This is a genomic window from Nocardia sp. CC213A (assembly GCF_030766805.1).
GTDB lineage: Bacteria > Actinomycetota > Actinomycetes > Mycobacteriales > Mycobacteriaceae > Nocardia > Nocardia otitidiscaviarum.
Window position 1 is genome coordinate 86,425 of sequence record NZ_JASFXA010000012.1, and the last position, 12,960, is coordinate 99,384.

General features: G+C 70.1%; 10 protein-coding genes. 4 read left to right on the forward strand and 6 right to left on the reverse strand.

The genetic code is table 11. From position 1 onward, the window contains the following. Positions 1–173 precede the first annotated feature (173 nt). The 5 genes from QJS31_RS22065 to QJS31_RS22085 form a co-directional block, all read right to left on the reverse strand. Positions 174–971 (reverse strand): family 1 encapsulin nanocompartment shell protein, encoded by a 798-nt coding sequence (locus QJS31_RS22065; protein WP_282776498.1) that lies wholly within the window; start codon positions 969–971, stop codon positions 174–176. Positions 972–974: 3 nt separating this feature from the next. Next, positions 975–1,979, reverse strand: a complete 1,005-nt coding sequence (locus tag QJS31_RS22070) for a Dyp-type peroxidase (RefSeq protein WP_282776495.1) — start codon at positions 1,977–1,979, stop codon at positions 975–977. Between the two features lie 95 nt (positions 1,980–2,074). Further along, a complete protein-coding gene (locus QJS31_RS22075; protein ID WP_282776493.1) occupies positions 2,075–2,401 on the reverse strand; it encodes a cupin domain-containing protein in 327 nt (108 codons plus the stop codon). Positions 2,402–2,518: 117 nt separating this feature from the next. Beyond that, entirely contained in the window at positions 2,519–3,025 is a 507-nt protein-coding gene (locus tag QJS31_RS22080; protein ID WP_372341551.1) for a dihydrofolate reductase, read from the reverse strand. Continuing rightward, positions 3,022–3,843, reverse strand: a complete 822-nt coding sequence (locus tag QJS31_RS22085) for a thymidylate synthase (RefSeq protein WP_372341552.1) — start codon at positions 3,841–3,843, stop codon at positions 3,022–3,024. Before QJS31_RS22085 ends, QJS31_RS22080 begins: the two co-directional genes overlap by 4 nt. Positions 3,844–3,887: 44 nt before the next feature. Here QJS31_RS22085 and cobF point away from each other — a divergent pair, with 44 nt between their 5' ends. The 4 genes from cobF to QJS31_RS22105 all read left to right on the forward strand — a co-directional run bounded on the left by cobF (position 3,888) and on the right by QJS31_RS22105 (position 11,300). Then, positions 3,888–4,649 (forward strand): precorrin-6A synthase (deacetylating), encoded by a 762-nt coding sequence (gene cobF, locus QJS31_RS22090; RefSeq protein ID WP_282776492.1) that lies wholly within the window; start codon positions 3,888–3,890, stop codon positions 4,647–4,649. Positions 4,650–4,720: 71 nt separating this feature from the next. After that, positions 4,721–9,268, forward strand: a complete 4,548-nt coding sequence (locus tag QJS31_RS22095) for an ATP-binding protein (protein WP_306357587.1) — start codon at positions 4,721–4,723, stop codon at positions 9,266–9,268. A 466-nt stretch (positions 9,269–9,734) separates the two neighbouring features. Next, complete coding sequence (locus QJS31_RS22100) at positions 9,735–10,379, forward strand: MBL fold metallo-hydrolase (protein WP_282784453.1); 645 nt, start codon at positions 9,735–9,737, stop codon at positions 10,377–10,379. A 54-nt stretch (positions 10,380–10,433) separates the two neighbouring features. Then, positions 10,434–11,300 carry an Fpg/Nei family DNA glycosylase gene (locus QJS31_RS22105; protein WP_282784451.1) on the forward strand — a complete coding sequence of 289 codons (867 nt, stop codon included), beginning with the start codon at positions 10,434–10,436 and terminating at the stop codon, positions 11,298–11,300. A 118-nt stretch (positions 11,301–11,418) separates the two neighbouring features. Here QJS31_RS22105 and QJS31_RS22110 read toward each other — a convergent pair whose 3' ends face one another. Beyond that, positions 11,419–12,930 (reverse strand): carboxylesterase/lipase family protein, encoded by a 1,512-nt coding sequence (locus QJS31_RS22110; protein WP_306357588.1) that lies wholly within the window; start codon positions 12,928–12,930, stop codon positions 11,419–11,421. Positions 12,931–12,960: the final 30 nt, after the last annotated feature.

The following is a 12,960-nucleotide window of genomic DNA, read 5'->3' on the forward strand; positions in this document are numbered from 1 at the left end:
ACCCCGACGCCGCAGCGCACTGGTCCCGGCCTGTCGCCGGAACGGCTCGGAAATCGGCGCGCTGCCGGGGATCGGCGGCGCACTGGCGCTCGCGGCCGCTGGTCTGGTGACACGCTCGTGACCAGCGAAATCTACGACGACGGCCCCGTACGGGGCACGACCGGTGTATCGGGTCAGGCTTCCAGTGGGACCGCGGCCTCGGCGGTGTACACCAGGAAGGTCAGGCTCTCCTGGAAGTACAGCTCGACCTGGTTGGCGTCGTGGGACAGGTAGCCGATCGAGAGGTCCTGGCCCAGTTGCAGATCGAAGTCGCCGCCGCGGGTGGTCAGGACGAAGGCCCCGTCGATGGCGGGGGCCCAGATGATCTGGCCGTCGATGAGGCGTTCGATATGGGTGCGGATCGGGTGGCCGTGGTCGGAGGTCTCGCTGACCGCCGTGTAGAGGTCGGCCGACAGCAGCACCGAGTACGGGCCGTCCACCCCGCCCAGGCGTAGCTTGCTCAGCGCCTGCGCGATCGTCTCCGGGACCAGGCGCGGGTCGCCGGGCAACTTCACCGGCTCATTGGAGGTACTGGACCGGATGCCGGTGATGGCGGCGGCCGGGTAGCCCTCGAAGATGGCGCGGTCCTCGGCGAAGGCGATCTTCTTGGCGGCGTCCTTCACCGCGTCCAGGTCGGTGTCGTTCGCACCGCGTTCCACATTGTCGAGTTCCTCGCGGGTCAGGCTGAACGGCACGCGCAGCTCCACCAGCGGGGCCACCAGCCGCTGCCGCGCCTGCACACCCTCGTCGGGCGGGTTGATGACGGTGGTGCGGCCCAGGCCGACCGCGTTGAAATCGGCCCCGTGCGGACCCGACAGATCGACCACGCGGCGACCGGCGATGTGCCGCTTGAAGGTTCGTGTCGCCTCCTCCTCGATGGCCGCCCAGGCCGCGGAGGTGATCGGCGCGAGTTCGCGATGGAGGTTGTTCATGCCTTAGCTCCTTTTCAACGTGCCGATACCGAGGGAACCGTTACCGGATATGTCAACATCGTCCGCCTCCGGAGATTCCCGCGCCGCCGGTGCGGGTGCGTCCGGCAGCTCATCGAAAAAGCTTGTGGCGGGCGCGAAGAACGCGGTACCGGTGACGGCCGTGGAGAAATCGAGAATGCGGTCGTAGGCGGCCTCGTCGCTGCCGAGGAACATGCGCTCGAGCATGGTCTCGATCACGGTCGGGTCGGCCGCGTAGGCGATGTAGTACGTGCCGAACTCTCCGGCCGCCACACTGCCGAAGGGCATATTGGCCCGGGTGATCTGACCCAGGTCGTCCTGATCGTTCACGGCGATATGGGCGTCCGCGGGTTTGTCGGCGTCGTCGAGTTCGAAGTCGTCGACCTTGGTGCGGCCGATCACCCGCTCCTGCTCGGGGACCGACAGCGCCCGCCAGGCGTCCATGTCGTGCAGGTACTTCTGCACGTACACGTAACTGCCCCCGGTGAATTCGGCGTCCTCCGGGCCGACCAGAGTGGCGGAGCGGGCCAGTTGCCCCTCGGGGTTCTCGGTGCCGTCCACGAAGCCGAGCAGGTCGCGTTGCTCGAAGTAGCGGAAGCCCTGGGTCTCGTCCACGATGGTGGCCGCCCCGGCCAGCCGTTCCCCGATCTTCATGGCGAGCTCGAAGCAGGCGTCCTGATTCTCGGCCTTGAGGTGGAACAGCAGGTCGCCGGGCGTGGCGGGGGCCTGGTGCCTGTCGCCCTCGTAGCCCGGGAATTCGTGCAGCCGAGCGGGTTTCGGCCCGGCGAAGAGGCGATCCCAGGCGGCGGACCCGATGGCGGCCACGCAGGTCAGTCCCGAGCCGGGTACCCGGAATCCGACGGACCGGCGTAATCCGGGCAGGTCTGCGAGTAGATCGCGCACCACCGCCTCGCCCCCCTCGTCGATGGTGGCGACGAGGAAGATCGCGGCGGGTGTCAGCGGGTCGAGTATCGGCTGCGGCTCACCCATGGGCTCCAGCCTAGAACCACGATCGAGTGCGGCGGTCCTCCGGTTGCCCTGTGTCTGCCGGTGAGCTGTACCGACCAGCAGGTTTGCTCCGGCGTCTACTTCGCCACAGTGAGCAGGAAGGCCACATCGTCCACGGCCTTCACGCTGTGCCGGGCGTCGGGGATGACCAGCAGGTCACCGGCCGAACCCTTCCACTCGTTGGTCCCGCTGATCAGGGTCAGGGTGCCGCTGAGCACGACCATGGTGGCCTCACCCGGATTCTCGTGCTCGGCCAGGCTCTGACCGGCCGTCAGGGCGATCACGGTCTGGCGCAGGGAGTGGGCGTGCCCCCCGTAGATCGTCTGCGAACTGCGCCCGCTCGAGGCGGTGGCGGCGATCTTCAATTGCTGGCGGGCGACCGCGGTCAGCGATTTCTTGTCCATGGACTGCCTTTCGCCGGGCTGATATCCGTGAGTATGCCCGACGGCCTCGAACCGCTCGGCTATTTCGCCGGTTCGTGTGCGGGAATTGCCGTACACGCGATATTCGCGTGATCCGTGTTACCGCGTATAGCGCCGAAAGCGATACCGCAGACCCGTGGTGGATTCGCGCCACGGTTCGGATTCGGCCGACCACTCCGGGCCGATGGCGGGGGCGTAGCAGTCGCCGGCGATATCCGCGTCCACCTCGGTGACCATCAGTTCGGTCGCCGAAGGCAGTGCGGCACGGTAGATTTCACCGCCACCCATCACCCATACCGGCTCGTCGCCGGCCAGGGCGAACGCCTGCTCCAGCGACCCGGCGCGCTCGGCACCCGTCGCCGCCCACTCCGGATCGCGGGTCACCACGATATTGCGGCGGCCCGCCAGCGGGCGGAAGCGCGCGGGCAGCGAATCCCAGGTGCGACGGCCCATGATCACCGGGTGTCCCCAGGTCACATCCTTGAAATGCGCCATATCCTCCGGAATTCGCCACGGAATGGTGTTGTCCACCCCGATGACGCCGTCCAGGGTCTGCGCCCAGATGAGCCCGACGGTCCGCACCCGCACCGCGCTGTCCGCGCTCACACCGCCACCGGGGCCTTGATGGCCGGATGATGCTGGTAGTCCAGCACTTCCACATCCTGGTAGCGGTACTCGAACAGGGTCGGGGCCTGCCGCAGCCGCAGCCGCGGGAACGGATACGGTTCCCGGCTCAACTGCTCGCGCACCTGGTCCACGTGGTTGTCGTAGATATGGCAGTCGCCGCCGGTCCAGATGAAATCACCCGGTTCCAGGTCGGCCTGCTGCGCCACCATGTGGGTGAGCAGGGCATAACTCGCGATATTGAACGGCACGCCCAGGAACAGGTCCGCGCTGCGCTGATACAGCTGGCAGGAGAGCCTGCCGTCGGCCACGTAGAACTGGAAGAAGGCGTGGCAGGGGGCCAGCGCCATGCGGTTCAGCTCCGCCACGTTCCAGGACGAGACGATGATGCGGCGCGAATCCGGATCGGTGCGCAGCGTCTCGAGCACCTGCGCGAGCTGGTCGATATGGCCGCCGTCCGGGGTCGGCCAGGAACGCCACTGCACGCCGTAGACCGGCCCCAGCTCGCCGTCGGCATCGGCCCACTCGTCCCAGATGCTGACGCCGTGCTCCTGCAACCAGCGCACATTGGAGTCGCCGCGCAAGAACCACAGCAGCTCGTAGACGATGGACTTGAGGTGCACCTTCTTCGTGGTGACCAGCGGAAAGCCGCGCGACAGGTCGTAGCGCAGCTGATGGCCGAAGATGCTGCGGGTGCCGGTGCCCGTCCGATCCGATTTCGGGGTGCCGCTGTCCAGCACCAGCCGCAGCAGGTCCTCGTACTGGGTGTCTCGGTGCTGGATGTCTCGGGGGGCGTCCACGCCTGGCAAGCCTACCCACTCCGCACCTGGCAAGCTTACGCAGTGTGCGGCAGCTCTATGTGATCGGAATCGGCGCCGGGGATCCGGACCAGGTCACCGTGCAGGCCATCAAGGCGCTGCGTCGGGTGGACGTGTTCTTCGTCATCGGCAAGGGAGCCGAGAAGCGGGAACTGGTGGATGTGCGCACCGCCATCCTCGAGGAGCACGCGCGGCGGCCGTATCGGATCGTGGAGATCCCCGACCCGCCGCGCGACCGGTCGGTGCCCGCCGCCGGTGCGGACGACGCCTACCGCGGGGTGGTGGCGGACTGGCACGAACGGCGCAGCGAACTGCTGGAGGCGGCCTTCGCCGCGACCGAGGGCGTGGGCGGCATTCTGGTCTGGGGTGACCCCTCTCTCTACGACAGCACCCTGCGCATGGTCGAACGGGTGCTCGACCGGGGGCGGGTGCGGTTCGAGTACACGGTCATCCCCGGCATCACCAGCCCGCAGGCGCTCGCCGCCGGACATCGCATGGTGCTGCACGAGATCGGCGCACCCGTGCAGATCACCACCGGTCGGCGGTTGCGCGAGGAGGGTGTGCCGTCGGATCGATCCACCCTCGTCATGCTCGACGGCGACTGCTCCTTCACGTCCGTACCGGGCGACGACGTGCACATCTGGTGGGGGGCCTACCTCGGTATGCCCGATGAGACTCTCATCGCGGGGCCGCTGCGAAAAGTGGAGCAGGAGATCGTGACCCGGCGCGCCGAGCTGCGCGCGGCCAAGGGCTGGATCATGGACATCTATCTGCTGCGCCGTAGCTGAATCATCCGCCGAGTTGCCCGGCGACGAGCTCCCGACCTGCGGGAACGGTCCGCCGGGTTAGGCTGCCGGTGGTGGGTTCGGAAGGTGGTGCGGGTCCGGTGACGCTCATCGGCCGGGAGGAGTCGGCGGCGGTGCTGCGCGAGCACCTGCGCCGCACGCTGACCAGCCACGGCGGGCTGATCCTCGTCGCCGGTGAGGCCGGAATCGGCAAGACCGCGCTCATGACGCAGGTGCTCGGGGAGTTCACCGATGCGGCGCTGGTGCTGGCGGCCACCGCCTGGAGCGGGGACGGCGTGCCCGGGTACTGGCCGTGGGTGCAGATTCTGCGGCGGCTGCGGGATCGTTGTGACGCCGACGAGTGGGCCGCGGTCGTCGATTCCGCCGGAGCGGCGCTGGTCGCGCTGACGGAGGGGACGCCCGGAGCGGATGCCAGGGGGCAACCGGGTGCCAGGAGCCGTCCGGTTGCTGCCGCGCGGCCAGGGGCTGGGGGAGCCTCGGACGCTCCCAGGGCCTCGCAGGGGGGAGCGGACTCGGACGATGCGGGGGCCTCGCAGAGGGCGGGGGCCTCGGGCGTCGCGGGGGCCTCGGGCGTGGTAGGAGCCTCGGACGAGGCGGGACCTGCTGAGGGCGACGGAGTTTCAGGCGTTCCCGGATCGGGGGTTACGGAGGCTTCGGGCTCGGCGCGGACCACGCGGGCCGCTGGATTCTCGGCGGTTGCGGGATACATCGACGCTGCGGGTTTCTCGGATTCAGCGGGCTTCTCGGATGCAGTGGAGTTCCCGAATAGTGCGGGGTTATCGGATGGTGCGGGGATGTCGGACGCGGCGGGCAGGGCGGGCGTCACGGGTACTTCGGACACTGCGGTGCCCGCGGATGTCGCTGGACTTGGTGGCATGCGCTCGGGCCAAGCGGTGCAGGGGAATTGGGCGCTGTTCGAGATCGGGGATGCGATCACCGCCGCACTGGTGAGCGCGGCGCGGCAGCGTCCGGTCTTCGTGGTGATCGATGATCTGCACCATGCCGATCCGGAGTCGGTGCGGGTGCTGACCTTTCTCGCGCGCCATGCCTGGTTCGAGCGGATCGCCGTGGTTGCCGCGGTGCGCGATACCGAGCTCGCCGCCGAACAGCATCCGCTGCGTGAGGTTTTCCCGGAGGTGTGGGCGGCCGCGCAGACGGTGGAGCTGTCGGGGCTGTCGGGGGTCGAGACCGCCGCCCTGGCCGCCCGGCTGACCGGGAGCACACCGCCGCCCGAGATCGCGTGGCGCATCGCGAGCGCCAGCGGCGGCAATCCCTTTCTGGCGGAACAGGCCACGCGGCTGTGGCATGGCGGCGGGTCCATCGACACCCTGACTCCGGGCGTGCGCCAGACCCTGGACGCGCGACTGGCACCGCTCCCGGAGCGAGTGGTGGCGGCGCTCGGTGTTGCGGCGGTGGTGGGACGCGAATTCGCCGTTCCCGTGGTCGCCGCCGCGCTCGACACCACCCCGGCCGAACTGGCCGACACTCTCGCCCAGGCGGTGCGCGCACGTCTGGTCGGCCGCACCGGCGCCACCCTCGGTGGGCCGAGCGGCGACCGGTTCGTCTTCGTACACGACCTGATTCGCGAAACCCTGCTGGCGCGGCTGGACGCGGCGGACCTGCACCGGCGGCACGCCGACGTCCTCACCGCCCTGGAGCGCCTGCCCCGCGATGTAACCGGCGCGACCGCAAGCGATTTCGCCCACCACGCCTACCAGCTGACCCGATCCGGCGACCCCTCCGCTGCCGCCCGCACCCTGCACTACCTGCTCAGCGCGGCCGCCGACGCCGACACCCGCTCGGCCGCCGGGGAAGCCGCCCACCACTACCGCCGAGCCCTCACCCTGCTGCCCCCCGACAACCTCCCCCGCCGTGGCCGCCTCGGCCTCGCCCTGGCCGCCGCCGCCCACCGCGCGGGCGAACTCCCGGAAGCCCGCGCGGCATACGAAACCGTCCTCATCGAATCCCGTGCGGCACACCGCGAATCGGCTGACCGGCCCGATCCGAAACGGTTGACGGACAGGCGAGAGCTCGACACGGACCGCGAAATGGGTGGAGGTCGCGGCGGCGAGGGTACGGACGTTGAGATGGATGCGGCAGGGAGGAGCGGCGCAGCGGAGCTCGGGTACGGCGCGCGTGTGTGCGGGAGCGGTGGAGAGGGAGCGCGTACCGGTGCGGACCAAGCGGATGGTGCTCCGGCGGACGGTGGGCTGGCACCCGTGGGTGACACGCGAGAGACAACTGGCGACATGCGGCCGGAGTCGGTGTCCGCTGGGGTGGAGTCGTGTCCCGGCGGGGGTGAGTCGGCAAAAGGAGCGATGGAGTCGTGTCCCGGCGCGGGCGAGTCGGCAAATGTACGGGTGGAGGGGTGTCCTGGTGACATGGAGTCCACTCCTGATGGAGTGGAGTCGGTGCCCGGTGCAATGAATTCGGTTACCGACGCGGTGAATTCGGTGCCGAGGGTGGCGGCGGAGTTGTTCGCGCGGGCCGTGCTCGGGTTGCAGGGGCTCGGGATGACGGATCCGGAGGGGGCGGCCGCGCGGGAGGTCGAGCTCATCGACGAGGCGCATCGGAGGCTGGTGCGGGAGCGGGCGGAGGGGGATCCGCTGGCGGTGCGGGTGCTGGCGGCGGCGGCGCGGGTGCGGGTGCACACGGGGTGGTCGCGGCGGGCTCGCCGGGGCGAGGCGGTCACGGCGGAGATGAGTGCGCGGGCGCTGCGGCTGGCGCGGGCCGGCGGGGATGCCCATACGATCGGGGCGAGCCTGCTGGCGCGACACGATGCCGTCTGGCGGCCGGGGACGGCCGCCGAGCGGCTGGCGCTCGCGGCGGAGATCCATATCGTCGCCGACTGCGTGGGCGATGAGGACCTGCGGATTCAGGGGTATGTGCTGCGCATCGCGGCCCTGCTGGAACTCGGTGATCCGCGCGCACACTCCGAACAGGCCGCCCTCACCGCCTACGCCGACCGCACCCGCCTGCCCCGCCCCCGCTTCATCGCCCGCTCCCGCGCGGGCGCACTGGCCACCGTCACGGGCAGCCACGCCGCCGCGGCGGCCATCGACGACGCGTACGCCCTCGGCGAGCGCAGCGGTGAGGTCGACCGCCTGCCACTGTGGCTCGAACAGCGCTGGGCACTGGCGCTGACCGCCGCCGACGAGCCCGCTATCGCCCGCCTCACCGCCCGCTACCGGCAGCTGCCCAGCGCCTACGCCGTCGCACCCCTCCTGCTCGCCGCAGCGCGCCGCCTAGCCGCCACTGGGTCCGGGGTGGGCTCGGCGTCTCCCGGGGCCGCTGCTGCGTTCGAGGCTGATTCGGCGTCTTTCCGAGCCGGTACTGTGTCCGAGGCTGACACGGCGTCTCCCTCGGATGTCCCTACGCTTGGGGCCGACGGCATGTCTCCCGAGGCCGCTGCTGCGTTCAAAGCTGACTCGGCGTGTCTCGGGGCCGGTGCTGAATCCGGGACTGACACGGCCTCTTTCGGGGTCGCCACTGCGTTCGGGGCCGACACCGCGTCTCCCGGGGCCGACACCACGTCTCCCGGGGGCGACACCACGTCTGCCGGGGCCGGTGATCCGTGGTGGGGGCAGGACGAGGCGGGGCTGGTGGATGAGGTGCGGCGTGGGGTGGATGAGGTGCGGGTGCTGTTGGAGACATATCCGCGGCATTTCCACGCCGGGGCGTTGATCGCGCTGGCGGAAGCGGCGGTGGTGCTCGATGACGCGGAGTTGCGGAAGTCGGTGCGGGAGTCGCTGTCTCCCTTGCGCGAGCTATGGGCGGTGACCGCCGGGGGCGGCGCGGTGTACGGGCCGTACGCCTACTGGCTGGGGCGGCTCGACGCGGCGGCGGGCGATCGCGACAGTGCCGCGGTCGAGTTGGAGGCGGCTGCGGAGGCGGCGCGGCGCATGCGGTCGGTGCCGTGGCGGGCGGCTGCGGAGCGGGAACTGCGGAGGTTGGGCACGACGCCGACGCGGGCCGAGGTGCTGCGGGCGCACACCGCGATCGAACCGGCCACCAATGTCTTCCGGCTCGCCGACGGCGTCTGGACGCTGCGGTTCGCGGGAAAGACGGCGCATCTGCCCGATATCAAGGGGCTGCGGGATCTGCACACGCTCATCGCGAATCCGGGGCACGACATCTCGTCGATGGAACTGCTCACCGGCACCGGCACCGCCGCGGCCACCGCGTCGGCCGCCCGCGGCCTGGGTGCCGACACCGTGCTCGACGAGCGCGCCAAGGCCGAGTTCCGCCGCCGACTCGAGCGGCTCGACGACGAAATCGACCGCGCCACAGCCCGCTCCGACGACGACCGCGCCGCCGAACTGGATACCGAGCGCGCCGCCCTGTTGGACGAACTCCGCCGCGCGGCCGGACTGGGCGGTCGCACCCGCCGCCTCGGCGATGATGCCGAACGCGCCCGCAAAACCGTCTCCGCCCGCGTCCGCGACGCCCTGCGCCGCCTGGACCACGCGCATCCGGAGCTGGCCGAACATCTGCGCGCCTGCGTATCCCTCGGCCTGGTCTGCCGCTATCAGCCGCAGCGCGAGATCCGCTGGGGTACCGACCGGCCGCTGGGCACTGATCGGCCGCCGGGTATCGATTGACCACTGGGCACCAACTAGCAGCTGGGACACCGACCGGCCGCCGGGCACCGACTAGCTGGTTGATGAGCCTTCGGTCCGGTGGGATCGACGCCGGGCCGGATGATCGAATCATCCCCTCGGCACACCGGTGCCGACAGCCGCTCGGCACCGACCTGTCGCCGGGGCGCTTCCCGCTGTGTTCGGAAGCCCCGTCCGAGCGGGGTGGGCCACCCGGGCGGAGCTTCCACACTGTCGGCCCTACAAAAGGGGGCGTTCGCAATTGGCCGACAGCGCGAAACCCTATGGGGGCAAACGTCTGGACAACTATGACATTTGTGCCCGCACCGCTGACATTTCGTGCCGGACATTGTTTCGCGGTCCGTGTCGCGCGGGAATCGCCGAATCTCGCGGCGCTGGATTCGGTCTCGCGCCTTCCGGGTGAAAGCACCGAGTGGCCGCCGAACGGCCCGGACCGAAGGAGCGAATCATGGAGCGCATCGCCACCGACCTGTGGGTCACCGAAACCCAGAACCCGGCACCGGGCCTGACCACCCGCGCCTACCTGTGGACCCGCCCGGAGGGCAACGTGCTGTTCTACAACACCAGCATCGAGAGCGAGTTCGATCGCATGGCCGAACTCGGCGGGGTCGCCGACCAGTACCTCAGCCACCAGGACGAGATCACCTCCACCCTGGCCACGCTGAAGGAGCGGTTCGGTACCCGACTGCACCTGCACGAGTCGGAGGCGGACCTGGTCACCGCCACCACCGTGGACGATCCGTTCACGACGCGGCACACCGCGTTCGACGGTTTGGAGGTCATCCCCACTCCCGGCCACACCGTGGGCAGCACCAACTACCTGGCCACCATCGCAGGTAAGCGCTACCTGTTCACCGGCGACACCATCATCCGAGGCGAGGACGGCCGCTGGTGGGCCGGTTACCTGGAGGGCTTCAGCGATAAGGACACGCTGGTCGCGAGCCTGGATGTGCTGGCCGAGCTGACTCCGGACGCGGTGGTCTCCAGCGCCTTCCTGGGCGAATCCGGGGTGACCGAACTCGGGGAGCGGCCGTGGGCGGAGTTGGTCGGCGAGGCGCGCGAAGGGTTGCTGGCGGGCCGCTCGCTTGTCTGACCAGGGCGTGTTCACATCAGGCGCCATGTCGGTGGGTGCCGGTAGGCTGCGTTTGTGCCCGAATTACCGGAAATCGTGGCGCTGGAGCAATTCCTCGCCGAGCATGCGGTGGGCGCGGTCGTGGGTCGGGTCGATATTGCGGCGCTGAGTGTGCTCAAAACCTTCGATCCGCCGGTGACCGCGCTGTCCGGGCGCGATGTGACGGGGGTGGGGCACTGGGGCAAACACCTCGGCATCGACTGCGACGGGCTGTGGCTGATCACGCACCTGTCGCGGGCGGGCTGGCTGCGCTGGCTCGACGAACCCGGCGCCGCCCCACCCAAACCGGGGAAGGGGCCGCTCGCCCTGCGCGTGCACCTGTTCACCCCGGAGGGCGCGACCCCGGCCTTCGACCTCACCGAGGCGGGCACCAAGAAACGGCTCGCGGTCTGGCTCACCACCGATCCGCTGGCGGTGCCCAGCATCGCCCGCCTCGGCCCGGACGCCTTGGCGGTGAGCGAACCCGAATTCGCCGAACTGCTGCACGGCACCTCGCAGCGGGTGAAGAACGCGCTCACCGATCAGACCATCATCGCCGGTATCGGCAATGCGTATTCCGACGAGATCCTGCACACCGCGCGGCTGTCGCCGTTCGCGAATGCCGGAACTCTCGACGCGGAGCAGCTGTCCCGGCTGTATTCGGCCATGCGCGCCGAACTCCGCGATGCCGTCGAGCGTTCCGTGGGGCAGGACGCCGCGCGGCTCAAAGGCGAGAAGCGTTCCGGTATGCAGGTGCACGGCCGCACCGGTATGCCGTGCCCGGTCTGCGGCGACACCGTCCGCGAGGTGGCCTTCGCGGACAAGTCCTTCCAGTATTGCCCCACCTGCCAGACCGGCGGCAAGATCCTCGCCGACCGCCGCATGTCGCGCCTGCTGAAGTAGGGCGGCGACCCTGCGGGCCACGGCGGCCGGTAATCGCCATCGCAATCGGCGCGGCCGTGCGCGACCGCGCGTGGGCTGGGTGCCCGCGGCCCGGCGGTCTCGCCGCGCTCGGGTCGGTTCAAATCAGTGTCGGTACCGTAATTCCCTGCCAGGCGAGGCGTTTGGCGCGGTCGGGGTCGTCCTCCAGGCGGGGCGGGTAGTCGATGATCATGGTGGTGCGCCGGTCGTCGGTGTACTGTGGCCAGGACGGCAGCGGTGCGCCGGTGCGGGCGAAGGACAGCCAGTTGTCCTGGAACTGCCTGGTCACCGAGCGCATGCCGCGCTGACCGCCCGCCACGGTGAGCGCCCGGCCGAACGGGGTGTCGCTGGCCCCGAACACCGGGATCAGGTCGAAGGCGTGGGTGGCTCCGAATCCGGCGAGATGCAGTGCGCGCGGGGCGAAATCGAAGCGGTAGCCGTAGGTGGGCGCGTACCGGCTGTGTCCCTCCATGGCCGTCACCGTGGACCGCCACAGCACGAAATCCCCACCCATGCGCACCGCGACCTTCGGGTCCGGGAAGCCCGGGTAGGCGGCGACAACCTGGGCCGCGGCCTCGGCGCTGGAATGCGCGAGCACCTTGCGAATGCGTTCCGGCGTGGTCGGCAGCGTATCGGACAGCCGCGCGAACAGCGTCCCCTCATCGCGATTGCTGCCGATGATGAGCGGCAGCCGGTGCGCGCTGCCCTCGGTGAGCGCGTCCAGCGGGGAGCGCGGCAGGAAGTCGCCGTCCACCATGGGCACGGCCGGGAACAGTCCCGGCTGCTCCCGCAGCACCGTGGCGACGGCCCGGTCCACCGCACGGCGAATGTCATTGGCACCGGCCGAGATCAGCGCACGCGATGCCTCCTCCGGGCCGGCCCCGAGACCCTCCACGCAGCGGCGGGCGAAGAGTTTGGCGTCGTCCGGGCTGGCCGCCCACGCCGCGGGCGGGCTCTGCGAGATACCCCGGTGGAACAGACCTTCCGCCGCCGGGGTCGCGAACAGGCTCAACACGGCGTGCGCCCCGGCGGATTCGCCGAAGATCGTGACATTGTCCGGATCGCCGCCGAAGGCCGCGATATTGCGCCGCACCCACTCCAGCGCCGCCACCTGGTCGCGCAGCCCCAAATTCGACTCGAATCGCCGCTCGGGTGTGGAATATTCGCTGAAGTCCACATAGCCGAACCCGCCCAGCCGATAGTTCAGCGATACCACGATCACATCGCCGCGCACGGCCAGCCGCGCCCCGGAATACAGTCCCAGCGCCGAGGTGCCGATCATGTACCCGCCGCCGTGGATGAACACCATGACCGGGCGCGGCGTGGCCGAGTGCCCAACGGGCGCGGTGATATTGAGCGTCAGGCAGTCCTCACCGGTCGGCTGCTGCTGCCGCGGCCCGATGCGAGCGCCGCTGCGATGCTGCATCGCGGCGAGGCCGAATTCCCGGGCGTCGCGCACCCCGGCCCAGGGCCGCACCGGCTGCGGGGCCCGGAATCGCAGCTCTCCCACGGGCGGCGCCGCATAGGGGACGGACCGCCAGCGCGCCACGCGGCGGCCCCGGGAACCGCGGACGACGCCGTCGGCAGTAGTGATATCGATCGTTGCCACCATTGGAAAACGGTATAGGCGCGACCCACCCGC

Excerpts from the sequence above, each read along its gene's own strand:
- QJS31_RS22075 (WP_282776493.1), bottom strand. The coding sequence starts at position 2,401 with ATGGACAAGAAATCGCTGACCGCGGTCGCCCGCCAGCAATTGAAGATC.
- QJS31_RS22065 (WP_282776498.1), bottom strand. The coding sequence starts at position 971 with ATGAACAACCTCCATCGCGAACTCGCGCCGATCACCTCCGCGGCCTGG.
- QJS31_RS22100 (WP_282784453.1), top strand. The coding sequence starts at position 9,735 with ATGGAGCGCATCGCCACCGACCTGTGGGTCACCGAAACCCAGAACCCG.
- QJS31_RS22110 (WP_306357588.1), bottom strand. The coding sequence starts at position 12,930 with ATGGTGGCAACGATCGATATCACTACTGCCGACGGCGTCGTCCGCGGT.
- QJS31_RS22070 (WP_282776495.1), bottom strand. The coding sequence starts at position 1,979 with ATGGGTGAGCCGCAGCCGATACTCGACCCGCTGACACCCGCCGCGATC.